21 protein-coding genes and 1 tRNA gene are annotated in these 24,244 nt (G+C 61.7%); 12 read left to right on the top strand and 10 right to left on the bottom strand.

Annotated elements, in window-relative coordinates:
• The first annotated feature begins 223 nt into the window (after window positions 1-223).
• On the top strand, window positions 224-1,792 hold the full coding sequence (locus tag GRI34_RS00870; protein WP_160594325.1) for a hypothetical protein: 1,569 nt from the start codon (window positions 224-226) through the stop codon (window positions 1,790-1,792).
• Window positions 1,793-1,900: 108 nt separating this feature from the next.
• On the top strand, window positions 1,901-4,654 hold the full coding sequence (locus tag GRI34_RS00865) for a TonB-dependent receptor domain-containing protein (protein WP_160594324.1): 2,754 nt from the start codon (window positions 1,901-1,903) through the stop codon (window positions 4,652-4,654).
• 76 nt (window positions 4,655-4,730) lie between these two features.
• On the opposite strand, the gene GRI34_RS00860 is transcribed toward GRI34_RS00865, so the two are convergent.
• From GRI34_RS00860 to GRI34_RS00850, 3 genes are all read right to left on the bottom strand, one after another.
• Window positions 4,731-5,405, bottom strand: coding sequence for a response regulator transcription factor (locus GRI34_RS00860; protein WP_325065164.1), 675 nt, complete (start codon window positions 5,403-5,405; stop codon window positions 4,731-4,733).
• 147 nt (window positions 5,406-5,552) lie between these two features.
• Window positions 5,553-6,818 (bottom strand): ATP-dependent Clp protease ATP-binding subunit ClpX, encoded by a 1,266-nt coding sequence (clpX, locus tag GRI34_RS00855; RefSeq protein WP_090478163.1) that lies wholly within the window; start codon window positions 6,816-6,818, stop codon window positions 5,553-5,555.
• Window positions 6,819-7,008: 190 nt separating this feature from the next.
• Window positions 7,009-7,722: an ATP-dependent Clp protease proteolytic subunit gene (locus GRI34_RS00850; RefSeq protein WP_090478160.1), complete on the bottom strand. Its 714-nt coding sequence runs from the start codon at window positions 7,720-7,722 to the stop codon at window positions 7,009-7,011.
• Between the two features lie 258 nt (window positions 7,723-7,980).
• On the opposite strand from GRI34_RS00850, the gene GRI34_RS00845 reads away from it, so the two are divergent.
• Genes GRI34_RS00845 through GRI34_RS00835 form a run of 3 tightly spaced genes read left to right on the top strand, consistent with a single transcriptional unit; the run spans window position 7,981 to window position 12,985 of the window.
• Window positions 7,981-10,029 carry a TonB-dependent receptor plug domain-containing protein gene (locus GRI34_RS00845; RefSeq protein ID WP_160594323.1) on the top strand — a complete coding sequence of 683 codons (2,049 nt, stop codon included), beginning with the start codon at window positions 7,981-7,983 and terminating at the stop codon, window positions 10,027-10,029.
• A 40-nt stretch (window positions 10,030-10,069) separates the two neighbouring features.
• Window positions 10,070-11,611: an amidase gene (locus tag GRI34_RS00840; protein WP_160594322.1), complete on the top strand. Its 1,542-nt coding sequence runs from the start codon at window positions 10,070-10,072 to the stop codon at window positions 11,609-11,611.
• Between the two features lie 6 nt (window positions 11,612-11,617).
• Complete coding sequence (locus GRI34_RS00835) at window positions 11,618-12,985, top strand: cation:proton antiporter (RefSeq protein WP_160594321.1); 1,368 nt, start codon at window positions 11,618-11,620, stop codon at window positions 12,983-12,985.
• A gap of 69 nt (window positions 12,986-13,054) precedes the next feature.
• Here GRI34_RS00835 and tig read toward each other — a convergent pair whose 3' ends face one another.
• On the bottom strand, window positions 13,055-14,653 hold the full coding sequence (gene tig, locus GRI34_RS00830) for a trigger factor (RefSeq protein WP_160594320.1): 1,599 nt from the start codon (window positions 14,651-14,653) through the stop codon (window positions 13,055-13,057).
• Between the two features lie 68 nt (window positions 14,654-14,721).
• A tRNA-Leu gene (locus tag GRI34_RS00825) sits at window positions 14,722-14,806 on the bottom strand.
• 147 nt (window positions 14,807-14,953) lie between these two features.
• Between GRI34_RS00825 and GRI34_RS00820 the strand changes: the two genes are divergently transcribed.
• Window positions 14,954-15,199 (top strand): hypothetical protein, encoded by a 246-nt coding sequence (locus GRI34_RS00820; protein ID WP_160594319.1) that lies wholly within the window; start codon window positions 14,954-14,956, stop codon window positions 15,197-15,199.
• Between the two features lie 54 nt (window positions 15,200-15,253).
• Window positions 15,254-15,538: a DUF3297 family protein gene (locus GRI34_RS00815; RefSeq protein WP_160594318.1), complete on the top strand. Its 285-nt coding sequence runs from the start codon at window positions 15,254-15,256 to the stop codon at window positions 15,536-15,538.
• Here GRI34_RS00815 and GRI34_RS00810 read toward each other — a convergent pair whose 3' ends face one another.
• Window positions 15,539-16,117, bottom strand: a complete 579-nt coding sequence (locus GRI34_RS00810) for a CHAP domain-containing protein (protein WP_160594317.1) — start codon at window positions 16,115-16,117, stop codon at window positions 15,539-15,541.
• A gap of 88 nt (window positions 16,118-16,205) precedes the next feature.
• On the opposite strand from GRI34_RS00810, the gene der reads away from it, so the two are divergent.
• Together der and GRI34_RS00800 are read left to right on the top strand one after the other, a co-directional pair.
• Window positions 16,206-17,639, top strand: a complete 1,434-nt coding sequence (gene der / locus GRI34_RS00805; RefSeq protein WP_160594316.1) for a ribosome biogenesis GTPase Der — start codon at window positions 16,206-16,208, stop codon at window positions 17,637-17,639.
• Complete coding sequence (locus GRI34_RS00800) at window positions 17,639-18,130, top strand: DUF2721 domain-containing protein (protein WP_234028110.1); 492 nt, start codon at window positions 17,639-17,641, stop codon at window positions 18,128-18,130. The genes der and GRI34_RS00800 overlap by 1 nt, the downstream gene beginning before the upstream one ends.
• Here the strand turns inward: GRI34_RS00800 and bfr are convergent, their stop codons facing one another.
• The 4 genes from bfr to GRI34_RS00780 form a co-directional block, all read right to left on the bottom strand.
• Window positions 18,131-18,628 (bottom strand): bacterioferritin, encoded by a 498-nt coding sequence (gene bfr, locus GRI34_RS00795; RefSeq protein WP_160594315.1) that lies wholly within the window; start codon window positions 18,626-18,628, stop codon window positions 18,131-18,133. It lies immediately after the preceding gene.
• 120 nt (window positions 18,629-18,748) lie between these two features.
• Window positions 18,749-18,940 carry a (2Fe-2S)-binding protein gene (locus GRI34_RS00790; RefSeq protein WP_160594314.1) on the bottom strand — a complete coding sequence of 64 codons (192 nt, stop codon included), beginning with the start codon at window positions 18,938-18,940 and terminating at the stop codon, window positions 18,749-18,751.
• Window positions 18,941-19,006: 66 nt separating this feature from the next.
• The gene (locus GRI34_RS00785; protein WP_234028109.1) at window positions 19,007-20,269 is read right to left on the bottom strand and encodes a DUF418 domain-containing protein; all 1,263 of its coding nucleotides are present in this window, start codon (window positions 20,267-20,269) and stop codon (window positions 19,007-19,009) included.
• 67 nt (window positions 20,270-20,336) lie between these two features.
• Window positions 20,337-21,329, bottom strand: a complete 993-nt coding sequence (locus GRI34_RS00780; protein WP_160594313.1) for an SPOR domain-containing protein — start codon at window positions 21,327-21,329, stop codon at window positions 20,337-20,339.
• 214 nt (window positions 21,330-21,543) lie between these two features.
• Between GRI34_RS00780 and GRI34_RS00775 the strand changes: the two genes are divergently transcribed.
• The 3 genes from GRI34_RS00775 to GRI34_RS00765 are packed head-to-tail and all read left to right on the top strand — an operon-like array spanning window position 21,544 to window position 24,192.
• Entirely contained in the window at window positions 21,544-22,260 is a 717-nt protein-coding gene (locus GRI34_RS00775; RefSeq protein WP_100260617.1) for a ParA family protein, read from the top strand.
• A gap of 30 nt (window positions 22,261-22,290) precedes the next feature.
• Entirely contained in the window at window positions 22,291-22,821 is a 531-nt protein-coding gene (locus GRI34_RS00770; RefSeq protein ID WP_160594312.1) for a hypothetical protein, read from the top strand.
• Between the two features lie 42 nt (window positions 22,822-22,863).
• A complete protein-coding gene (locus GRI34_RS00765) occupies window positions 22,864-24,192 on the top strand; it encodes an SPOR domain-containing protein (RefSeq protein WP_160594311.1) in 1,329 nt (442 codons plus the stop codon).
• Window positions 24,193-24,244: the final 52 nt, after the last annotated feature.

The raw sequence follows: 24,244 nt of genomic DNA, 5'->3' as shown, positions 1-24,244 counted from the left end.
ATTTCAGCGACTGCAATAAAACCGTAACATTGTCACAAATCTGCAATGCCCGGCGAAATGTGCCGCGATCTCATGGATCGTCGGTGAAAGCTGTTGAAACTGCAACATAACGGTCACGAAGCGTCACAAACTGTCACACGCCGCTCCTAGCTGGCGAGTCGCGATCACGAATTCGCAATTCGAAATTCATCCGACTCATCCGGTTTTTGAGGGGACCGTACCCGTGACCAATATCCATCGCTCGCTCGTCCTGGGCTGCTCTGCCATCGCCCTGTCCGCATGCGGCGCCGACGAAATCGTTTCGCCCGGCACCGGCGGCAACATCACGATCAACAATCCGCCGGCAACGCCTGCTCCCACCCCGACCCCGACACCGCCGCCCTCGACCGTGACGCCGGCAAACGGCTGCCCCACGATCAGCGACCCGCAGGGCCTCACCGATGACGGCACGATCACGGGCCCGACCGGCGAATACCGCGTCTGCACGCTGCCCTCGCGCATCAACGCCAGCATCACCCTGCCCTATATCGAAGGCCTGCTCTATCGCATGAACGGCCGCGTCGACGTGGGCACCGACGGCGGCCCCGCTCCCGACGCGAGCGACGGTCTTTCGGATACCGAAGTGGAGCTGACCATCGAGCCGGGCGTGATCATCTATGCTTCGGGTTCGAGCTTCCTGAACGTCAACCGCGGCAACACCATTCAGGCGGACGGCACGGCCACCCGCCCGATCATCTTCACCAGCCGCGACAACGTCATCGGCATCAATGGTGCGAACTCGTCGGGCCAGTGGGGCGGCGTCGTCCTTTCGGGCCGCGCTCCGGTCACCGATTGTATCGCTTCGGGCGCAACGCCGGGCAGCGTCAACTGCGAACGCCAGGTCGAAGGTGCAGCCGATCCGGCCATCTTCGGCGGTGCGACCCCGGGCGACAGCTCGGGCAGTATGAAGTTCGTCCAGATCCGCTATTCGGGCTTCGTCCTTTCGGGCGACAACGAACTTCAGTCGCTGACCACTGGCGGCATCGGTTCGGGCACGACGCTGGAAAACATAATGAGCTACAACAGCTCGGATGACGGCGTCGAATTCTTCGGCGGACGCGTGAATGTGAAGAACATGATCGTGGTTGGCGCGGAAGACGACAGCATCGATACCGACACCGGTGTGAAGGCAAACCTGCAATATGTGATTGCGATCCAGCGCCCGGGCGCCGGCGACACGATCATCGAAGCCGACTCGGACAACGCCTTCAACGACTCGACACCGCGTCAGGACACGCGCATCTCGAACGCGACCTTCGTTCACCAGAAGGCCGACGATCAGGTCATCCGCATCCGCGGCTTTGCGGACTACCGCATCGCCAACTCGGTCGTGGTTTCGGCCAACGACACACCCTGCCTGCGCATCGATGGCCAGGAAGAGCTGACTCGCACCACGGGCGCTGACGAAGCCGGTCCGCTCGCTTTCGACTCGCTGGTCCTCGACTGCTCGGACCCGTTCCGTGACAGCTCGGGCGCGACCGACGCCGAAATCGCCGCCGTCTTCGACGCTGGCAGCAACAACAATTCGGCCTTCATCAACACGCTTTCGATGCTGTTCGTGAATGGTTCGAACGAAAACGCCGTGCCGGTCTTCGATGTGACCGCATGGTCGAGCTTCTTCGAGCTGCCGAGCAACATCGGCGCGGCCTTCCCGGGCAACGACACCTGGGTGAACGGCTGGACCTGCAACTCGGCGACGGTGACGTTCGATAACGCCGTGTCTGGCTGCGACAGCCTGCCGGTTTACAACTGATCGCACAATCAGGGCGGGGGCGGCGCATTCATGCGCTGCCCCCGCCCTCACATCTTTCGAGGCCCAGGCCTCTCCAGTTTCGACCTAGTTTTTTAAGGGGGTCATCAAATGTCCACTGGCAAGCAGCTGGCAGGGCTGCTCCTGCTTTCAACCGCCCTCACCTTTCCGGCAGCCGCTCTGGCGCAGAGCACGGGCGCCGAAGGCCCGCCACCGACAGAAGCAGAGGTGCCGGATGAGGAGCTGACCGACGATATCGTGGACGCGAACGATACCGTTCCCGACGACATCGCCGATGTCGAAGAGCAGGCCCAGCCCGACATTTCCGTCCCCGGCGGTTCGATCATCGTCACGGGTCGCCGCCAGCGCGACGTGACCCGATCGTCCAGCCAGGTCATCACGGTTCTCGATACCGAAAGCATCGCCCGCACCGGCGAGGGTGATATCGCGGGCGCGCTCGGCCGCGTGACCGGCCTCTCGACCCAAGGCAACGGGCTAGTCTATGTCCGCGGTCTCGGTGACCGATACTCGCTCGCCCTGCTCAACGGCCTGCCTCTGCCCTCGCCCCAGCCGCTCAGCCGCGTGGTGCCGCTCGACATCTTCCCGACCAGCGTTGTCGCATCCAGCCTCGTCCAGAAGACCTATTCGGCCAACTTCCCTGGCGAATTCGGCGGCGGCGTGATCAACCTGACCACTCGCGCCATCCCGACCGAAAGCTTCGTCACCGTGTCCGCTTCGATCAGCGGCGATAGCGAGACAACCTTCGGCCCAGGCTACACATACTACGGCAGCGACTACGACTGTACCGGTTTCGATAACGGTCGCCGCAAGGTTTCCAATTACGACGCGCTGCAGGGCTTCTTCGACAGCGGCGCGCGTATCGGGGACGACGATGTCGACCTGCAGGGCATCCTTGGCGAGCTCAACGATCCCAACCTCATCCTTCTCCAGAAGGGCGATCTTCCGGTCAATTTCTCCGGCGGCATCACGGCCGGTACGGCGTTCGACGTATTCGAGGACGGCCAGTTCGGCGTGATTGCCACGGCGTCTCTCAGCAACAAGTGGCGCAACCGCTTCATCACGCGCCAGACCGCGGCCAACGAGGCTCTGGATCTCGATACCGACTTCGACCAGTTCGTGACCGACAACCGCATGCTGGCGAACGCCATGCTCGGCTTCGGGCTGGAGGTGGGACAGCACAAGTTCCGCCTCACCAACCTGTTCATCCACGACACGCTCAAGCGCGCCTCGCTCGCACGCGGGATCGACTTCCAGGACGATGACGAGGAAATCATCCAGGACACCTCGTGGTTCGAACGCCAGCTCTTCAACACGCAAGGCGTGGCGGAACTGAAGTTCGGCGATCTGTCGGTCGACCTGCGCGGGGGCTATGCCCAGACCAAGCGCGAGGCCCCGTTTGAGTACGAGTTCACCTACGTACGCACCAATAACGAGAACGACCCGCTCGGCGGCATATTCCTCAACACGCTGGACCCGCAGCGCGGTGGCGCGATCGTGGCCTTTTCCGATCTCAAGGAAGACCTCTATTACGGCGGTGCCGACGTCGGCTATTTCTTCGCCGACTGGCTGAGCGCGACGGTGGGCTATGCCTATACCGATACCAGCCGTTTCTCGACCCGCCGCGAGTTCGATATCCGCGCCTCCAGCGCCTATCCCGATGCATTCGGCGCGTTCCGCCCCGACAACCTGCTGGGCGATTCGCTGATCGCGCTCGGCTTCGATCGCGATGCGCAGGAAGCAGCCGGCATCGGACCGTTCGAATACAACATCTTCGAAACGACCCAGAGCGACCCCGCATTCGCCGCCGACCTCGAAATCCATGCGGCTTACGCGAAGCTGGCGATCACGCCCTTCGATGTGGTCGCACTGGATATCGGCGTGCGTTACGAGGATGCAGAGCAATCGGTCCAAGCGGTCGAGGTTTTCGCCGAACCGCTGGGTTCCACCAGCGGCACCTCGCTGTCGAACGACTACTGGCTGCCGGGCGGCACACTGACCTGGGAAATCAGCGACGATCTGCAGTTCCGTGCCAGCGCATCCAAGACGATCGCCCGGCCCCAGTTCCGCGAGCTTATCTTCCAGACTTATTTCGATCCGGAAACGAACCGCCAGTTTAACGGCAATCCTCGCCTGGTCGACAGCGAGCTGATCAACGCCGAGGCGCGTTTCGAATATTACTTCGGCGCAGGCAGCCGCATTAGTGCGGCTGGCTTCTACAAGGATATCGAGAACCCGATTGAGGTCTTCACCAGCTTCTCGGACAACGATATCATTTCGGGCTTCGCCAATGCCCCCAAGGCGCAGCTTTACGGCGGTGAGGTCGAGTTCCAGTGGAATTACGATCTCTACGATCTGGGCGAATGGTTCGACAGCAAGCGCTTCGTCGCGATTGCCAACTACACCTACACGCAGTCGGAAATCTCCGTTGCCGATGATGACATCGCTTCCGTCTTCCCGTTCGCAGACCAGCCGGCGACGAATTTCTTCGACGACGGCGTGCCTCTGACCGGGCAGTCGGATCATATCGTCAATCTGCAACTGGGCCTCGAAGATCTCGACCGTCTCAGCCAGTTCACCGTGCTGGTGAAATACGCCAGCGAACGTGTGACGAGCCGTGGTGCAGGCCCCCTGCCCGACATCATTGAGGAGCCCGGACTGCAGCTCGATTTCGTGGCCCGCCAAGGCGTCGAATTCCTCGGCAGCGAGCTTGAATTCAAGTTTGAAGCGCGCAACCTCACGGGCACCGATCACGAAGAGTTCCAGACCAATGGCGAGACACGCATCGACGTGAACAGCTATCAGGTCGGCCGCAGCATCAGCCTCGGCGCCTCGCTCAAATTCTAGGACTGCCAGCTCCCAACGGAAAAGGGCCGCTTCTCGATATGAGAGGCGGCCCTTTTTCTTGTTATCCGGTCGCCGATCAGTGGCTGTCGTAAACGTAGCCCAGCGACCTGACTGTACGGATGGGTTCGCCCGCACCGGCTGCGCGCAGGGCGCGGCGCAAGCGACCTATCCACACGTCCACCGTTCTTTCGTCGATCGGCGGTTCCTGCTTTCCGAGCCCCTCAATCAGGTCGTCGCGCGAAAGGACACGGTCCGCATTTTCCGCGAAGTATCGCAGCAGGCGGAATTCGTTCGGGCGTAGCGATATGGGCTTGTCCGCCCAGCGGGCCTGAAGCGCATCCATGTCGATCTCCAGCTCGCCCAGAGTGAAAGTCTTGAGCGCTGCAGTTCCCGAGCGCCCTGTTCCCAGGGCCAGCACCCGATCGAGCACCGTGGTGCGGTCAACCGGGCCAACGAGATAATCATCCGCCCCGGCAGCCAGCGCGCGCCGCTTGTCTTCCGCATCGCAGCTTTCGAGGATCATCGTGATGTGGGCCGACGACGTGCGAGGATCTGCCCTCAGCCGGCGACACATTTCGAGGCCGGACATGTCCGTCAGAACCCAGTCGATGAAGGCGCAGATCGGCCCCTCGATCAGCCGGCCCGGCCCGGCAGGCGTCAGGCGCCCGAAAACATATTGCACATCGCCATGGTCGAAATCGCCGAAGACGTCCCCGTCATCGCCGGTCATCAAGATAGTGGTTACGCTCACCCGCGAAGTCCTTAAGCCCCAATATTTCAGGAGTGATGGCGGCGGGATGTGACTGCCATATGACCGGTTTTCGCAGGCTGTAACAAAACGGCGCCCGCTTCGGTCTGGAAGCGGACGCCGTCATGTTTCTCGAGATGGGAGAGAGGCTTAGGCTGCCTCTTCCTTCTTCTTTTTCCCGCCGTGGACCTGGATCGGGTCCTTCTTGCCTTCGACTACATCGGCATCGATCACGATCTCGGTGACGCCGTCCATGTCGGGCAGGTCGAACATCGTGTCGAGGAGGATGCCTTCCACGATCGAACGAAGGCCGCGGGCACCCGTCTTGCGCTTGATCGCCTTCTCGGCAACCGTCTTGAGCGCATCTTCCTGGAATGTCAGTTCGACATCTTCGAGCTCGAACAGCTTCTGGTACTGCTTGACCAGTGCGTTCTTCGGTTCGGTCAGGATGGTAACCAGCGCATCGACATCCAGGTCGCGCAGCGTCGCGATGACGGGCAGACGACCGACGAATTCGGGGATGAGGCCGAACTTCAGCAGATCTTCGGGCTCGCCCTTTTCCAGCAGTTCGCCCACGCGGCGTTTGTCCGGATCGGCGACATGCGCGCCGAAGCCGATCGAACGCTTCTGCAGGCGGTCGGCAATGATCTTTTCGAGGCCTGCGAAAGCACCGCCACAGATGAACAGGATGTTCGTAGTGTCGACCTGCAGAAATTCCTGCTGCGGATGCTTGCGACCGCCCTGCGGCGGAACGCTGGCGGTCGTGCCTTCCATCAGCTTGAGCAGCGCCTGCTGCACGCCCTCACCCGAAACGTCGCGGGTGATGGAGGGATTTTCCGCCTTGCGGGTGATCTTGTCGATTTCGTCGATGTAGACGATGCCGTGCTGGGCCTTTTCGACATTGTAGTCGGAAGACTGGAGCAGCTTGAGAATGATGTTCTCGACATCCTCGCCCACGTAACCGGCTTCGGTCAGCGTGGTCGCATCGGCCATCGTGAAGGGCACGTCGAAGGTGCGCGCCAGCGTCTGCGCCAGCAGCGTCTTGCCCGAGCCGGTAGGACCGACGAGCAGGATGTTCGACTTTGCCAGTTCGACATCGCCGGCCTTACCGGCATGCTTCAGGCGCTTGTAGTGATTGTGCACGGCAACCGAGAGGACGCGCTTCGCGCGGTCCTGGCCGATCACGTAATCGTTCAACGTGGCGAAGATTTCCGACGGGGTCGGGACGTCGCCGTCCTTCTTGCCCGAAATGCCGGCCTTGGTTTCTTCGCGAATGATGTCGTTGCACAATTCCACGCATTCATCGCAGATGAACACGGTCGGGCCCGCGATCAGCTTGCGAACTTCGTGCTGCGATTTTCCGCAGAAGCTGCAGTACAGCGTGGATTTGCTATCGGTTCCGCTCAACTTGGTCATTTCCTGCTCTGCCCCGCTGATCCGCCCACAGACTGGGATTCGCCGACTCTAGGCCGGTGCGGGATTGGGTCAATATCCTAGGTAATTCCATCCCCTTGCCACAAGCTGAAGCGGCAAGGTTGCTCAATTCCTACGACAATTTCGCAACAGTCCGGCGGCGGGACGGAAATCCCGCGCCGATTAACACTATTTATTCAGGCGCGCCGCCCGAACCCTTGTCTTCGTCCTTGGTGGGCTCGTCGTCGCCTTCGTTTTCCGGACGCGCCTCGAAGACCTTGTCGACAATGCCGAATTTCATGGCTTCGTCGGCTTCGAGGAAGGTGTCGCGATCCATCGCCTTTTCGATGTCGGTCAGGCTCTGGCCGGTGTATTTCACATAAAGATCGTTCATCCGCTTGCGGATGCGCAGGATCTCGCGTGCCTGGATCTCGATGTCCGATGCCATGCCGCGTGCGCCGCCCGAAGGCTGGTGCACCATGACGCGGGCATTGGGCAGCGCAATACGCATGCCCGGCTCGCCTGCGGCCAGCAGGAAGCTGCCCATGGAAGCGGCCTGTCCGATGCAGACCGTCGACACGCGCGGCTTGATGTACTGCATGGTGTCATGGATCGCCATGCCAGCCGTCACCACGCCGCCCGGCGAGTTGATATACATGCTGATCGGCTTGGAAGGGTTTTCGCTTTCGAGGAACAGCAACTGCGCCACGATCAGCGAAGCCATCGTATCTTCGACCTGGCCAGTCACGAACACGATGCGTTCGCGCAGCAGGCGGCTGAAAATGTCGAAAGCGCGCTCGCCGCGGCTCGATTGTTCGACAACGGTCGGCACCAGCGCCCCCGTCACGGGATCGCGGGTAAACTGGCCTTGGGTGCCGTGTGCATCGTCGCCGAACAGGTTGATCATGAAATTCCTCGTATCGATTGGTTCGCGTCTATGTCGCGATAGCTAGCGCGATGTTCAAGGGTTTTAACCACGGCCCGTACCACTAGCACGCACTGCAAGCCGTTCGTCGGACGAAAATGCCGTTCGTCGGGCGTAGCGAGTCCTTTGTCGATGCCGCATTCCGCCCATCGCCTACGTTTGTAAACGAGGGATATGGAGAGGAAAGCAAAACCCTTGTCGAACAGATATTTAGCGCTGTGTAGTTGCGCCGCGATTGCTATGCTGGCGTCGCCTGCCATCGCCCAGGAAGCGGATGACGATGCGGCCGCACCGCCGAGTGAGCCCGCCCCGCAGAACACCGGTTCGCGCGTGTTCGAACCTGCCTTCTTCACCCAGTTTGCCCCGCGCAACGCGCTCGACATGGTCAGCCGCATTCCTGGCTTCAGCATCTCAGGCGGTAATGACAACGGGCAACGCGGTCTGGGCCAGGCCAGCCAGAACGTTATTGTCAACGGAGAACGTTTTTCCAGCAAGTCCGACAGTCTGCGCGACCAGCTGGCCCGTATCCCTGCCGATGACGTGATCCGGATCGAATTGGTGGACGGCAACACGACCGACATCCCCGGCCTTACCGGCCTGGTTGCCAATGTCATTTACGAAAGCACGGGACCGTCGGGCCAGTTTCGCTGGAACACGGGCTTTCGTGCCTACAACACCGAAGCCCAGCTGTTCGGAGGCGAAATCTCGCTGTCGGGAAGCAGCGGTCGACTGGATTACACCGTCTCCCTTTCCAACGACAACAATCGTTTCGGCGCGGACGGACCCACTCTCGTGTTCGGCCCGGACGGCTCCCTGATCGAGGAGCAGGTATCGAAGTTCTCTGGCGGCTACGACAATCCCAAGCTGTCGACGAATTTCACGTACAATTTCAGCGAGGATGTCACTGCCAACCTCAATCTCAGCTACGGGGAGGATTTCCTGTTCCGCAATGTGCCGGAAACCGGCACGCCGGTTATCGGGCCGATGCGGTTTCGCGACGTGCGCGTCAAAGAGGATGGCCCGGAATATGAGATCGGCGGAGACATCGAGTTCCCGCTTGGTCCCGGCCGCCTGAAGCTCATCGCGCTGGAGCGCTTCGAGCGCGATAACTTCACCAACGACCTGATCGATACGTTCGACGACGACACGCCTTCGGACGGGTCGCGCTATCACCAGACGAATGGTGAAGGCGAACGGATCGGTCGCTTCGAATATGGCTGGTCGATGTGGGATGCGGACTGGCAACTATCCGGCGAAGCGGCATTCAACCGCCTCGACCGGGTCTCTGCACTGTTCACACTCGGCCCGGGCGGCGAATTTGAACCCATTCCCTTCCCAGGCGGTAATGGCGGTGTAAGCGAGGATCGCTACGAGGGGTCGCTAAGCTATTCGAAGAGCCTGTCCCCGACTCTATCCCTGCAAGCGATCGCATCGGCCGAATTCTCGACCATCGAACAGACCGGCGCAGCTGCGAACTCACGCAGCTTCAAGCGCCCCAAGGGTTCTCTTGCCCTCACCTGGAAACCCGAAGAGGATCTCGACATCTCGATCACAGCGGCACGCCGCGTGAGCCAGCTATCTTTCGGCGACTTCCTCGCCAGCGTCTCGCTCAATGACGAGAACGAGAATGGTGGGAATAACGAGCTTGTGCCCTACCAGAGCTGGGACCTCGAGCTCGAAGTCAACAAGGGCCTTGGCAAATGGGGATCGATAAAGTTCGAAGCGCGCCAGGGCTGGTTCGAGGATTTCATCGACTGGTTCCCGCTTGAGGATGGCGGAGAGGCGCGCGGAAACATCGGCAGCGCCGACCGCCTGCACCTGGAGCTGTCCGGCACGCTCAATCTCGACCCGATCGGGATACCCGGTGCGCGCATCGATTTCGACGCGGTGAAGCGCTGGATGAGCGTGACGGACCCTTTCACAGGTGAGGATCGCCCGTTTTCCTATGACCTGATCGATATGATCGACGTCGATTTCCGACACGACGTGCCGCGCAGTGACTGGGCCTATGGCGTAAGCCTGTTCTCGAACAATCCTGCGGGCTATTCGCGCAGGTTCGAAATCGGACGCGGCTGGGAAGGCCCGACATTCGCGAACTTCTTCATCGAGAACAAGGACGTCTTCGGCCTGACGGTACGGGCAAATTACGGCAACGCGTTCGGCGCGCGAAATTACTTCTCGCGCACCGTATTCGATGGTCCGCGGCCCGATGGCGACGTGCTCTTCAGCGAGGAAGTCGACCGCCGGATCGGCCCGATCTTCCGCTTCTCGGTCAGCGGGGACTTCTAGCCCGATTTGCAAAGCCTGATGGCTGTGGCAGGAAGGCGTCATGACGCCTCGCCTCCTTAGCGCCGCTGCGCTGTTCGCATTTGCCACCCCGCTCGCAGCACAGGGGGTCGCGACGCCTCCTGCCAATGAGCAGATGGATGTGTCGGAGCGTACTCCCGACGCGGCAGAGACGGCGCGGCTTTATGCGCAGAGGATTGCCGCGCTCGACGATGCCGGACCGACGCTCAACGCCGTCATCGCCTACGACCCCGATCCAGGCCACGAAGCACAGGCCATCAATGCGGCCAGCCTGCTTGCGGCGCGAACCGTGCTGGTGAAAGACAATATCGAAACCCGCGAATGGCCCACGACAGCGGGTAGTCTTGCCCTGATCGACAACATGACCGGACGCGACGCACCGCTTATCGCGAACTTGCGGCGCGCAGGCGGGCTGGTGCTCGGCAAGACGAACCTGTCCGAATGGGCCAATATCCGGGACGATTCCTCGACCAGCGGATGGAGCGCCGTCGGCGGCCTGACCCGCAACCCGCACGCCATCGACCGCAATAGCTGCGGATCATCCTCCGGAAGCGGATCGGCGGTGGCGGCCGGGCTTGCCTGGGCGGCGATCGGGACGGAGACGAACGGCTCCATCACCTGCCCGGCCAGCATCAACGGTATTGTCGGTTTCAAGCCGAGCGTCGGCCTCGTCAGCCGGACACACGTTGTGCCGATTTCCAGCACGCAGGACACTGCCGGGCCGATGACCCGCACGGTTGCTGATGCCGCGCTCCTGCTTTCTGCTATCGCAGGCGAAGACGCCGCCGATGAAGCCACTGTCGGCGTGCCGCGCAGGGCTGACTATTTCAACGGGCTGACGGATTTCTCGCTTGCCGGGAAGCGGATCGGTGTGATGCGCAAGCAGATCGGAAATCGCGCCGATGTTGCCGAAGTCTTCGAACAGGCCCTGTCCGACCTGGAAAATGCTGGTGCGGTGCTGGTCGACATCGAATTCGATGTGAACGGGCAGATGTACGAAGACAGCTTCACCGTGCTGATGTTCGAATTGCGCGAAGAGATGGGCAAGTACCTCGCCAGCCTGCCGGGCGAAGACTTGCCGCGCACGCTCGCCGAAGTGATCGCCTTCAACAAGTTCAACGCGGGCGAGGAGATGCGCTGGTTCGGTCAGGGACTCTTCGAGTTGGCGGAGACGACGACCGACCGCGAAGCCTATGAAAAAGCGCGCGAGAATGCGGTCAGGATCGCAGGGGAAGAGACGCTGGACGCGCTGCTGGCACAGCACGACGTTGAATTCCTCGTCGCGCCCACGCGCGGTCCTTCCTGGACGAGCGATCTCGTGAACGGGGACAATTTCAACGGAAGCATCGGCTTCGGATCCCCCGCGGCCATCGCCGGCTACCCCCACCTGACCGTACCCATGGGAGCGATCGAACGCCTTCCCGTCGGCATCAGCTTCTACGGCGCGAAGTGGCGGGACTTCGAGGTGCTTCAGCTTGGCGCAGGATACGAAGCCGTCCGCAGCGCCCAGATACCGGAGCCATCTTTCCGCAGGTGGGAACCCGATAGCAGCGCCGAGCAGTAGTAAGACATGGAATTTGATCCGCGCATTTTCATGTTCGTCATCTTCGGGCTCGGCCTCATCCTGGCTGTATCGCTCGAAAAATGGCTGGCGCGGTTCTGGCTCTCGCTGCCTATCGTCTATGTCGCAGCGGGTTATCTCCTATTCTCGCTGCCTCTGGGCTTGCCGCATATCAATCCGACCGTCGACGGCTTCGATGCCGTGGCGTTGGAGTATGTGACCGAATTCATCGTTATCGCATCACTGATGGCTGCAGGCATCGCGATCGATAGGCCCGCGAACTGGAAGAACTGGAGGCAGATCTGGCCGCTCCTGCTCATCGCCATGCCACTGACCATCCTCGCCGTATCGCTGCTTGGCTGGTGGGCTCTGGGCCTCGCACCTGCATCGGCCCTGCTTCTCGGCGCGGCGATGGCGCCGACTGACCCTGTGCTCGCGCGCAGCGTGCAAGTGGGCCCTCCCGGCGAGAACGAGCGACACGACGTGCGCTTTTCGCTGACTGTCGAGGCGGGCCTCAACGACGGCCTCGCATTTCCCTTTACCTATCTCGCTATTGCGGCGGTGGGGATGACGTCTCTGGGCGCCTGGACCCTGGAATGGGTTGCGCTGGACCTGGTCTGGCGGATTGTCGCGGGCGTTGCCATGGGCTGGATCGTAGGGCGCGCCGGTGCTTGGTACGTGTTCGAACGCGAAGCTGACGCCAAGATGGAAGACGTGGAAGAAGATGGGGACGTCGCCAAGCACCCAAAATATTCGACCAGCGAGGGCCTGATCGTTCTCGGCACCCTCCTCCTCGGCTACGGGCTTGCGGAAATGGTCGAAGGGTACGGTTTCATTGCCGTCTTCGTTGGCGCTGTGACCGCCCGCCAGCGCGAAAATCGCAGCCGGTATCACAAGCTCAGCCACCACTTTATCGATCAGATCGAACAGATCGTGCTCGTCGCCGTGCTCTTCAGCTTCGGTGCAATGCTGGCGAGCGGCGTGCTGGATGCGCTGACATGGCCTGCAGCCCTAGTCGGCCTCGCGTTGATCTTCGTGATCCGTCCGCTTGCAGGCCTTCTGGCCGAGGCGAATTGCGACCTGCCGCTGGTGGGGAAGTTCGCCGTCGCGTTCCTGGGCGTGCGCGGCATGGGGTCGATTTATTACCTCGCCTACGGGCAGAACCACGCCGATTTCGAAGGGTTGGACCTTTTGTGGGCGACAGCGAGCTTTATTATCCTTGTCTCGGTCGTCGTACACGGCGTGCTGGCCGGTCCGCTGATCCGGCACGTGGAGAACAAGCGGGCCCACATTCACGAAGGGCAGGAAGACAACATCGACTGCCTTAGCCCCGACGACACCCCGCTCTCGGTGGAAAAGGTGAAGAAGCCCCTATGATATTCAGGCAAAGAAAAAGGGCGGCAGGATCGCTCCCGCCGCCCCTTAAATCTGCTCAAGCTATTGAGCTTATTTCTTTGCTGCAGCCTTCTTGGCCGGAGCCTTCTTGGCGGCAGACTTTTTGGCAGCGGCCTTCTTGGAGGGGGCTTTCTTCTCGCCCTCATCCTTCTTGGCAGCAGCTTTCTTGGCCGGAGCCTTCTTTGCAGCAGCCTTTTTCGCCGCAGGCTTTTCGTCAGCCTTCTTGTCCTTCTTCGCTGCAGCTTTCTTGGCCGGAGCCTTCTTGGCCGGCGCCTTCTTCTTCGCCGCAGCCTTCTTCTTCGGCTTCGCCGCTTCTTCACTTTCGTCCGCCTCGATCGCGGCTTCGAGTTCCTCGCGCGTCACTTCGCGTTCGGTGATCTCGGCCTTGTCGAAGAGGAAGTCGACGACCTTGTCTTCATAGAGCGGCGCACGCAGCTGGGCGGCAGCCATCGGTTCGGACTGGACGTACTGGATGAACCGCTCACGATCTTCCGCGCGGTACTGCTGGGCAGCCTGCTGGATGAGCATGCTCATCTCGTTCGGCGTGACCTGAACGTTGTTCTGCTGGCCGATTTCCGACAGCAGCAGGCCGAGGCGCACACGGCGTTCGGCGATCGAGCGGTAGTCGTCCTTTTCGGCTTCGATTTCCCTCAGCATCGCTTCGGGATCTTCCGAACGGGCGGCTTCCTGCTGGAGCTGGGTCCAGATCTGCTCGAACTCGGCATCGACCATGCCCTGCGGCACGGCGAAGTCATGGCCCGAAGCAAGCTGGTCGAGCAGCGAACGCTTCATCTGGGTGCGGGTGAGGCCGGCAGTTTCCTGCTCGAGCTGGCCGCGCATCAGTTCCTTAAGCTTGTCGAGACCGTCGAGACCGAAGTTCTTCGCGAACTCGTCATCGATCTTGGTTTCGCCCTCGACCTTCACCTGCTGGACGGTGACGTCGAATTCGGCCTTCTTACCGGCGAGGTGCTGCGCCTGGTAATCTTCGGGGAAGGTGACTTCGATGGTCTTCTTGTCGCCGGTCTTGGAGCCGGTGAGCTGTTCTTCGAAGCCCGGGATGAACATGCCCGAACCCAGGACGAGCGGGGTGTTCTCGGCCTTGCCGCCTTCGAATTCCTCGCCGTCGACGCGGCCGACGAAATCGATGATCAGCTGGTCGCCGTCGGCGGCCTTCTTGGACTTGGCAGCGTCCTTGTAGCTCTTGTTGTTGTCGGCGAGCGTCTTGATGGATTCCATCACCTGCTCGTCGGAAACCGGAACGGTCAGGCGTTCGATTTCGAGACCGTCGGTCGACGGCGCTTCTACTTCGGGCAGGATTTCGAGTTCGACCGAAATCTGTGCGTCCTTACCTTCTTCATAACCCTCGTTCAGTTCGACCTTGGGCTGCATGGCAGGACGCAGTTCGTTGTCGGCCATCACCTTGTCGACCGATTCGCGGATCATGTCGTTGAGCGACTGCGCGTGGAGCTGCTCTCCGTGCATCTTGCGAACGAGATTCGCGGGAACCTTGCCGGGGCGGAAGCCGGGCATTTTTACCTGCGGGGCGATCTTCGCGACCTCGGCATCGACACGACCGTCGATTTCCTTGGCGGTCAGGGTGATCGTGTAGGCGCGCTTCAGGCCGTCGTTGGCGGTTTCTTTGATCTGCATGGGTTTGAGAACTCGTGACTTTCCAAGTGTCTAATAAGGCGCGAAGGCTGAACGTGTCCGTGACGGATTGGTGCGGGCGAAGGGACTCGAACCCCCACATCTTTCGATACTGGTACCTAAAACCAGCGCGTCTACCAATTCCGCCACGCCCGCTAACCCGAACGAAGCTGCGCGTTAGCGGCGCACGCCACGCGTATAGGCGCGTGCCTCTAGTCGTGTCGGGCGAAAAGGGCAAGCGCGGCGATGGACGCAGGAACAGCCTGTACACCGGGTTCGTTCGCAAGGGGAAAGGAAATCCCCATGAGTGATTACGACAAACCGGCCATTCCTCCCGCAACCCCACCCGCGATCGACCCCGACGCCGATCCCAAGACTGCACGCGAAATGGCGGCAGAGGGGGAACGCGAAGGCGATGTGCTCCAGGACCGGGGCGCGCCTGATAGACAGGACAAAAAGGCAGAGAAGCGCATGGGCGCGGCGATGGAAGGCGGGAAAGACGGCGCTGGCGAAATCGCGATGGACGCCGCCGTCATGCCGCCAGACTGACGCTGGGCTAATTGGCCTTGCAGCACGGGCAAAGCCAGATTAGGGGCGCGCTCCATGAGCGAAGACACCAAAACCGACCTCCCGCCCGACCAGCTTTCGGTCAATCCGAAGAGCGACAAGTTCGACGTCGAAGTGCTCAAGCGCGGCGTCGGCATCCGCTTCAAGGGCCGTCAGCGCACCGATATCGAGGAATATTCGATCTCGGGCGGATGGGTCCGTGTGCAGGCCGGAAAGACGCTGGACCGCAAGGGCAATCCCTTGACGCTCAAGCTGAACGGCCCGGTCGAAGCCTGGTACGAAGATCTCGGCGACGACGCGCCTGTTCGCAAGGCCGACTGATCAGTCAGCGTATTCGGCGAAAGCCGACAGGAAATTCCTTGAAGGGTCGGGACGTGCTGTCGCTATGCGCGGACGAGGTGCGCTCTCGCCTGCCTTTCGCTTGTCCGCGTAGATGAAGCCTTCGATCGGCCAGGGCGTTTTACCGAGATCGGCGATTGGCGCGTACCAGACGCGCACTTCGCTCCAGTCGTTGTCGGGCGATACGTCGATGGCGAGAACGTCTTTCTCGACCTGACCCCGCTTGCCGTCGATCGGCGACCAATTGGCGTGATCGAGCAGGACCCTTCGCGAATCGAGCACCTTGCTTACCGTGGCAACATGGCCAAGCTGCATCGAGCGGTGCGGGCGGAATGTCATGACCGCGCCTTCTCGCGGGAGGGTTCCCGTTTCGTAGCGAGCCTGCGCCTGGGTCCACCAGGTCCGCGCATCGCCATAAATTTCAATACCTGAGATTTCGCGGGCGTAAGGAGCGCACTGGATATAGGCGCTCAACTCGGCGGTTTCGCTGTTCGCAAGCGCCGGTGCCTCCTGTGCGAGGCAGGCGACAAAGAGCGTTGCGGCGATCCTTTTCGTACCCATGACGTAACGGATAGCGCGCCATGGTTAATACCTGCCTAAGCGCCTTTTCCTTGCCATAGCGCCCGCAAAACGCCACTTGCCGCGCAGAATGAACGCCACCAAACCCACCGTAATCATTATTGGCCGACCCAATGTCGGCAAATCGACCCTGTTCAACCGGCTGATCGGCAAGAAACTTGCCCTGGTCGACGACCAGCCCGGCGTCACGCGCGATCGCCGGATGGGCGACGCCGAGATTGCCGGACTCCAGTTCACGGTCGTCGATACCGCAGGGTGGGAAGACGAGGACGACGCCACGCTGCCCGGCCGGATGCGCAAGCAGACCGAAGTCAGCCTCGAAGGCGCAGACGCGGCGCTGTTCGTCATCGATGCGCGCGCCGGGATCACTCCGCTGGACGAAGAAATCGCCCGCTGGCTGCGCGAGCAGGAAGTGCCGGTCGTCCTGGTGGCCAACAAGGCTGAAGGCAAGGCGGCAGAGGCTGGCATCTACGAAAGCTACTCGCTCGGCCTCGGCGAGCCGCTCGGCGTCTCGGCAGAACACGGCGAAGGTATCGCCGACCTGTTCGGCGGTCTCTGGCCTATCATCGGTTCCAAGTCGGAAGAGGCTGAGGCGGCAGAAGAAGCCGCATCCCTCGAAGGCGATGATGAAAACGCCCCTGCCGGGCCTCTCAAGCTCGCCATCGTGGGCAGGCCGAATGCAGGTAAATCCACCCTGATCAACCGGCTGCTCGGCGAAGATCGACTGCTGACGGGTCCGGAAGCAGGCATCACCCGCGATTCGATCGCGGTCGATTGGGAATGGTTCGACCCCAAGGCGAACGAGACCCGCGAAATAAGGCTCATCGATACCGCCGGTATGCGCAAGCGTGCCCGCGTGACGGACAAGATCGAGAAAATGTCCGTCGCAGATGCCAAGCGCGCCATCGACTTCGCCGAAGTTGTCGTTCTCCTGCTCGATGCGACGCAGGGACTCGAACACCAGGATCTCAAGATCGCGAGCCAGGCGCTGGAAGAAGGTCGCGCACTGATGGTCGCGATCAACAAATGGGACATCGCGGAAAACGCCAGCTCCCTGTTCAACGGAATTCGCGAGGCACTGAACGAGGGCCTCTCGCAGGTGCGCGGCGTGCCGCTCTTCGCCGTGTCGGCCAAGACCGGCAAGGGCCTCGACACCATGCTGTCGGCAGCCTTCGAAATCCGCGAGGCATGGAGCCGCCGTGTGCCCACAGCAGCACTCAACCGCTGGTTCGACGATGCGCTGGAGGCCAATCCGCCCCCCGCCCCCGGCGGTCGCCGCATCAAGCTGCGCTACATCACGCAGGCCAGCACCCGCCCGCCCCGCTTCGTGGTGTTCGGTACGCGCCTCGACGATCTGCCCAAGAGTTACGAGCGCTACCTCGTCAATGGCATCCGCGCCAAGCTCGGCTTCGATGCCGTTCCGGTGCGCGTGGTCCTTAAAAGCCCGAAGAACCCTTACAACGCCAACAAGGGCGGCGGCGGCAATTACAGCGGCGGGCGCTGATGCTGTTCGACCTGCTGGTCAGCCTGCCCGGTATCGACCTGATCGAGCGGACGAGTTCGAGCCTCCGCGTTCAGAACGTGGTCCAGCTCAGCCTGGCGCCCGCCTTCCTCCTCGCGGGTATCGGTGCGGTCATGAATGTGATGACCAATCGCCTGATCTGGGTGGCGAACAAGATCGAGCGTATCCTTGCCGCGGACGAGAACGACACCGCAGGCGACCTCGTCGAGGAATTGCCCGCGCTCGAACAAAGGCGCGTCTACGCCCAGCGGGCCGTTATGCTGAGCACTGCCTCTGCGTTCACGATCAGCGTGGTCATCATGCTGCTCTTCATCAGCGCCTTCGTGCGGACGCCGCTTGGCACGCTGGTGGCCGTGTCATGGCTGGTCACGATGGCGCTGCTGATGGCTGGCCTCGCGTCCTTTCTGTTAGAAACCCGGACAGCTGCGCGGCGCAATCACGAACGCATGATGCAGCGCAAAAAACGCGGCTGATCAGCCGGCGTTGACCTGCGTGTCGCCTGCAGGTTCGGAGTTGAGCTGCACGTAGTTCTGCAGCCCCATCCGTTCGATCATGTCGAACTGCGTTTCTAGGAAGTCCACGTGCTCTTCCTCGCTTTCCAGGATACGGGCGAAGATCTCGCGGCTGACGAAATCTCGGACGCTTTCGCAATGCTCGATCGCATCGCGCAGCAGCGGAATGGCCTCGTTTTCCATAGCGAGGTCGGCTTTCAGGATTTCCTCGACCGTTTCACCGACTTTCAGCTTGTGGATAGCCTGGAAGTTCGGAAGCCCGTTCAGGAACAGGATGCGCTCGGCGAGGATGTCGGCGTGCTTCATCTCGTCGATGGATTCGTGCCGCTCGTATTCGGCCAGCTTGGACACGCCCCAATCCGCAAGGACGCGGTAGTGCAGCCAGTACTGGTTGATTGCCGTCAGCTCGTTGGTCAGCGCCTTGTTGAGAAACTCGATCGTCTTGGCATCGCCCTTCATGGCACTGTTCCCTCGTGTTGTTGAGCGAGAGGATTATGCGCGAGGAGCTGACGGGCGGCAAGCCCGCCGAGTGCAAAAAACGGCAGAAAACCTACAGTTGCAAGCGATTTTCAGTAGCGATCAGGAACGTCCGGCCGGCTCGAATGCCATCTCGCGTTCTTCGAAGATGATCGCATCGGCCTCGTCGAGGCAGGCACCGCAATTGGGCCGCTTGCCCAGCGCTGCATAGCAAGCTTCGGCGTCACCGGACACGCGGCGAGCGGTGGCGCGAAGGTCCGTTTCCCTGATGGCATTGCAGATGCAGGTATACACCGCCGAACTCCTTGCGATTGATTCGCAAGAGCAGGTATATTGCGACTTACTCGCAATAGCAAGTCCTCAGCGGCGGATCGGAAACACCCTGCCGTATGTAAGGCAGCGCCAGGCCCATTCGAACGGACCGAAGCGGAATCGGTCGAGCCACAGTTTCGACCAAAGCAACATCACGAACCAGCTGACCAGGACCACCAGGTAAAGCTCCGTCCTGCCGAAGCGCCCGAAAAGATCGAGGCCCCAATTTCCGAACACGAACAGCATCACGATCGAGGTGCCGAGGTAATTCGTGAATGCGGCCCGCCCGGCGGCGGTGATCCGGTCGGAAAGCCAGCCGCCCGCTGTTGGCGCATGGATGGCCAGCAGGATCACGAGACCGAGCACCATGAACAGGCGCGGGATATGCGTCCAGCCGACGAAAGCGGCGAGCGAGCCGTAATATGTGATGCCGCCCGCCTTCGTCGCGAGCGCAATCCATAGAGTCAGCACGCCCCCGACCAGCAGGCTTACCCATGCCGAGGCGCCGAGGGATCGCGGCCTCCAGCGTCCGTCGAAGAGGCCTTTTCGATAAAGCACCATCCCAAAGAGCATCAGCGGCAGCGTTTCGAATGCGAAGAACATCACGAAGGCAAGGTCCCCGGCATGGGCCGAGATGTTATGCGTCACGTAGTCCCCATAGGTGCCGTCCTGCCGAATCTGGGTTTCGAGCCTGCCGTCCTGCAGGTCCTCTTCGGCGCCTTTTTGAAGCTCTTCCTGCATCTGCCCGTAGACCGCGCTGTCCACCTCGGCATCTGCGACGAACTGCATTGCGATGAGGCTGCCGTAGAGGAGTGTCCCGACAATATAGGCGAGGATACCGAAGGCGAGCTGCTTACGCATACTCATGCCGATGAAGATGGCGACGACGATGAGGCCGCAAAGGGCGTATAGGAACAGGATGTCCCCACGCCAGATGAAGAAGAAGTGGATCGCCCCGAACAGGCTAAGCCACAGGAGGCGCTTGATCTGGAGCCACACGGTCCCGCCCTTCGCCCAGGTCTTTTCCATAAAGAGGTAAAGCCCCGCCCCGAAGAGCAGGCTGAAAAGACCCCGCATCTTTCCGTCGATGAGCACGAACTGCGTCACCCACATCCAGCCTTCTGCCGCCGAGTGCGGCACGGTGAACGCCGTGGGATACATGTAGGCCGTGAACGGCTGCCCCATGGCGAAGATATTCGCCGCGAGGATGCCCATCACGGCGATGCCGCGAATGAAGTCCAGGCTGGTGATCCGACTGCCTGAAACGGCTACCGGCTGCGGCCGGTCGGGCGTGGCGATGTCTTGGTCCATGATTCCCCCTCGCCCCCTCATAGGGCGATAGGCGCGGCCTGGAAGCCCTTCAGTGGACTGGTCCCGCCTAGCGGGTGACAAGGCACTCCTGTCCCGACCGCTTCAACGAAGCGCAGGCAGCGGAGGCTTCTTGCTTGCTGGCATAGCCACCGGCGAGGAGGATCGTCAGATTGCCGGCCTTGCGCTCGATCCGTTCGCGCCCGGCGATTTCACCGCGCGAGGAAATCCTCGACCAGAGGCGCTCCGAATTACCCGGGACACCGAAGGCGCCGAGCTGGACTTTCCAGGGGCCGGTTGCCTCATGTGCGGTTTTTCGAGGCGCTGGGGGCTTGGGCTGTACCGCGCGCGCAATGGGCGCAGGTGTGGAAGTCGGCTCCGCCTTTGCCACCGTGACCGGTTGCGGTTTTTCAACGACTTGCGGTGCATCGCCGGCAGTAGGAGGTTTTCCGAGAGCGAGATCGACAGCAGTAAGTTCGCGAGCACGAGTGGCCTCTGCCTCTGCCTTGAGCGATGCGGCAAGCGGCTGTGCCTGCTGGCGTTGCTCGAGAGGAATATACTCGTCCATCTGCGCCAACGCACCCGCAGCCTGCGGCATGCCCGCACCGTTTGCCAGGGTCAGCAGGGCATACGCGCGCGGCCAGTCCTTTGCGGCGAGGTCCCCATTGAAATGCGCTATGCCGAGCAGATACTGCGCACGCGGTTCACCCCGCCCTGCGGCTGCTTCTATATACGGCATTGCTTGTTCGCGCTGGCCGGTCTGGAACAGCAGTAACCCGTATTGGTCGGCAGCGCGGATATGACCGCTCGCCGCAGCCTGCGCGTACAAGGCCTCCGCTCGCCCGAGGTCGGCTTCAACGCCTCTACCCAGACGATAGGCTTGGGCGAGATTGAATTGGGCGTCGGGATCGCCCTGCACGGCAGGGCCCTTCCATTCCTCGACAGCGGCAGCAAAATTCCCTGCAGTCCACGCATCGACCCCCGCCTTCACGTCCGCCTGCGCCGGAACTGCAAGGACCATGCACAGCAGTGCGACTGCGGATGTGCTTTCTCGTAATTTCATCGCTGCCCCTCACCTGTCCGCCGCGTATCCCGGTTCGCGCGATCCTATACGAAAGCCAAACTTAACAAAGTCCAATCCTCGCGCGGCCCAGCCCTCGCAAATGAATGTGCCGCAAAATTAACCCTAAATTAGGGGTAGTCTGCGATCTCCTTCTATCGAGAGGGTCACAACCTTGTGGCTCGACTGGTTAGAAGCGCAATCAGGGGGACCAGCCTTGCGTGTATTGGCATTGGCATCGCAGAAGGGCGGATCGGGCAAGACCACGCTCTCCGGACATTTGGCCGTTCAGGCGCAACGAGCGGGCGCAGGCCCGGTCGTCCTGATCGACATCGACCCGCAAGGCTCGCTTGCCGACTGGTGGAATGAGCGTGAGGCGGAACTTCCCGCTTTCGCCCAGACTACCGTCGCACGGCTTGCCAACGACCTGGCGGTTCTCCGCCAGCAGGGTTTCAAGCTTGCAGTTCTCGATACGCCGCCGGCGATCACCATGGCTATCCAGTCGGTGATTTCGGTGGCTGAACTGATCGTCGTTCCGACACGCCCCAGCCCGCACGACCTGCGCGCCGTGGGTGCCACGGTCGACCTTTGCGAACGCGCCGGCAAGCCGCTGATCTTCGTGGTCAACGCGGCAACGCCGAAAGCCAAGATTACATCGGAAGCCGCCGTCGCGCTGTCGCAGCACGGTACCGTCGCCCCGATCACACTTCACCACCGCACGGATTTCGCTGCTTCGATGATCGATGGCCGTACCGTGATGGAAGTCGATCCCGAAAGCCGTTCGGCTGCCGAGGTGACCGCTTTGTGGAAATACATTGCGGATCGCCTTGAGAAAAATTTCCGCCGCACCGTCTTCGCCGCGCCCAATACGCAGGCCGCGCAACCAGGTGCCTATCGTCCCGCCGGTGGCTTCGGCCGTCGGGTCGCCCAGTAAGAGCAAACAAGGAAAGGCGGGGCTAGCCGGATGTCTGACGCCAATTTCGCATCGCTCTCTTCCACCCTGCTCGCACGCAAGGGCGGCGCCAAGCCTGCCATGCGGCCGCAGTCCACGGCCATCGGGCCGGTCGACGGCGCAGCAGCGGCAGCAAACCTGGAAGATCTGGGCTGGAACGACATGGGTGACGAAGCGCAAAGCGCCGTACCTGAGGCCGGGCTGGTGAAAATGCCTGCCGACGTAGTCTCGATCGCTCCGAAAGCCGCCAACGAAAGTGGCGAGCCGAATCAGGTACGCGCTTCGCTCGATCGCATTGCAACTCAGCTCGAGAAGAAGCCGGAAAACAAACAACCCGTCCAGCGCAAATCCGCGCTGCGCCGGGGCAAGCGCGCAGCCTTCACGCTGCGCCTCGACCAGGAACGTCACCTGATGCTGCGCCTCGCCTGCACCGTCCGCGGGTCCAGCGCACAGCAACTGGTAACGGACGCACTCGACGGCCTTTTGGCCGAAATGCCGGAAATCGCCGCCCTTGCTGCCCAGGTGCAGCATGACGGCAAGTAAGCAAACCAAGGACGTGGGATCGCCTTTAGGGGGTAAGCACTAATGCAGACCAGAAACCAACTCTTCGTCCGTCTGGCCGTCACCACGGCCCTGGCAACCACGGGCCTCGCCGGCTGCACCGGCAAGGTCGCACCTACCGCTTCGCATTCGGCTGCCAAAGCCGAAGTCGCGCTGCAAAAGGGCAAGGCCGACAAGGCGGTCAAGCACGCAGAAGCTGCCGTGCTGGCATCGCCGCGCGATGCGCACAGCCGGACGCTGCTGGCCAATGCCTATCTCGAAGCAGGCCGTTTCCAGTCTGCCTCGCAGACCTTTTCCGACGCAGTCGCTCTCGGCGACACGGGTCCGCGCACCGTCGTGAGCCTTGCCCTCGCCCAGATCGGTGCCGGCGACCAACTCGGTGCGATCGAAACGCTCGAGCGCTGGGAAGCCTCGCTCGACCCGGCTGATTTCGGCCTCGCAATCGCGCTGGCCGGCCAGCCGGAACGCGGCGTCCACGTGCTGAGCAACGCTATTCGCGGCGGTCAGAATACCGCCAAGACGCGCCAGAACCTGGCCTATGCCTACGCCCTTGCGGGCCAGTGGCGTGAAGCCCGCCTGATGGCGATGGAAGACGTGCCTGCCAACGAAGTCGGCGAGCGCATGGCCGAATGGGGCGCCCTCGCCGATCCGCGGATGACCCGCCTTCGTGTCGCTCACCTCATGGGTGTCGATTTCGCTGCCGACTCCGGCCAGCCTGCAATGCTCGCCCTCTCGAACAATCCCAGCGTTCCGATGCTGGCTGCCGAAACGGTCGAAGAAGAGGTCGTGGTCGAAGAGCCCGCACCAAGCTTCGCCCTTGCCGGCGAACTGCCTGCCGTAAACGCGGCTCCGCAGGTGCAGGATTTTGGTGATGCACAGCTTGCAGATGCCGGTCTCGAGGCCGCTCCGCGCAAGCAATTCGTCGCTGAAGAGATGGTCCAGCCTACACCTGTCGCAATCGCTGCGGCTCCGCAGGCCGAAGTTAAAGCTGCAGCTCCGGCATCGCGCCCCGCTGCGAAGCCCGCTCCGAAGGTTGCCCCGAGTATCGCGCTGGCAAAGGGCGATTATAACATTCAGCTCGGATCGTATTTCTCGATGTCCGATGCTCAGGACGGCTGGCGCAAGTTCCAACAGATGTATCCCGAACTCGCAGATGCGCAGAAGGTAATCACCAAGGCGCGCGTGAACGGCAAGATCTACTATCGCGTTGCCGCAGCCGGTTTCGCCAAGGATTCAGCGCAGGGCATGTGCTCCAGCGTCAAGGGCAAGGGCGGAGGCTGCATTGCCTACGCTTCCACCAATCCGCTCCCCGGGCACCTGGGCGATGCGGCAATAAGGGTCGCAGCGCGCTAAGACGCGCAGCCATAAGCCAAGACCTGACCCCCGCTGGAGCAATCCGGCGGGG

Source organism: Qipengyuania aquimaris, from assembly GCF_009827445.1.
Taxonomy (GTDB): Bacteria; Pseudomonadota; Alphaproteobacteria; order Sphingomonadales; family Sphingomonadaceae; genus Qipengyuania; species Qipengyuania aquimaris.
This window is presented reverse-complemented; position numbering and strand designations above follow the sequence as displayed.

Bases quoted from the DNA above. Each gene is read 5' to 3' on its own strand.
- GRI34_RS00865 (WP_160594324.1), top strand. From the start codon at position 1,901: ATGTCCACTGGCAAGCAGCTGGCAGGGCTGCTCCTGCTTTCAACCGCC.
- clpX (WP_090478163.1), bottom strand. From the start codon at position 6,818: ATGACCAAGTTGAGCGGAACCGATAGCAAATCCACGCTGTACTGCAGC.
- GRI34_RS00850 (WP_090478160.1), bottom strand. From the start codon at position 7,722: ATGATCAACCTGTTCGGCGACGATGCACACGGCACCCAAGGCCAGTTT.
- GRI34_RS00845 (WP_160594323.1), top strand. From the start codon at position 7,981: ATGCTGGCGTCGCCTGCCATCGCCCAGGAAGCGGATGACGATGCGGCC.
- GRI34_RS00840 (WP_160594322.1), top strand. From the start codon at position 10,070: ATGACGCCTCGCCTCCTTAGCGCCGCTGCGCTGTTCGCATTTGCCACC.
- GRI34_RS00835 (WP_160594321.1), top strand. From the start codon at position 11,618: ATGGAATTTGATCCGCGCATTTTCATGTTCGTCATCTTCGGGCTCGGC.
- tig (WP_160594320.1), bottom strand. From the start codon at position 14,653: ATGCAGATCAAAGAAACCGCCAACGACGGCCTGAAGCGCGCCTACACG.
- GRI34_RS00820 (WP_160594319.1), top strand. From the start codon at position 14,954: ATGAGTGATTACGACAAACCGGCCATTCCTCCCGCAACCCCACCCGCG.
- GRI34_RS00815 (WP_160594318.1), top strand. From the start codon at position 15,254: ATGAGCGAAGACACCAAAACCGACCTCCCGCCCGACCAGCTTTCGGTC.
- GRI34_RS00810 (WP_160594317.1), bottom strand. From the start codon at position 16,117: ATGGGTACGAAAAGGATCGCCGCAACGCTCTTTGTCGCCTGCCTCGCA.
- der (WP_160594316.1), top strand. From the start codon at position 16,206: ATGAACGCCACCAAACCCACCGTAATCATTATTGGCCGACCCAATGTC.
- GRI34_RS00800 (WP_234028110.1), top strand. From the start codon at position 17,639: ATGCTGTTCGACCTGCTGGTCAGCCTGCCCGGTATCGACCTGATCGAG.
- bfr (WP_160594315.1), bottom strand. From the start codon at position 18,628: ATGAAGGGCGATGCCAAGACGATCGAGTTTCTCAACAAGGCGCTGACC.
- GRI34_RS00785 (WP_234028109.1), bottom strand. From the start codon at position 20,269: ATGGACCAAGACATCGCCACGCCCGACCGGCCGCAGCCGGTAGCCGTT.
- GRI34_RS00780 (WP_160594313.1), bottom strand. From the start codon at position 21,329: ATGAAATTACGAGAAAGCACATCCGCAGTCGCACTGCTGTGCATGGTC.
- GRI34_RS00770 (WP_160594312.1), top strand. From the start codon at position 22,291: ATGTCTGACGCCAATTTCGCATCGCTCTCTTCCACCCTGCTCGCACGC.
- GRI34_RS00765 (WP_160594311.1), top strand. From the start codon at position 22,864: ATGCAGACCAGAAACCAACTCTTCGTCCGTCTGGCCGTCACCACGGCC.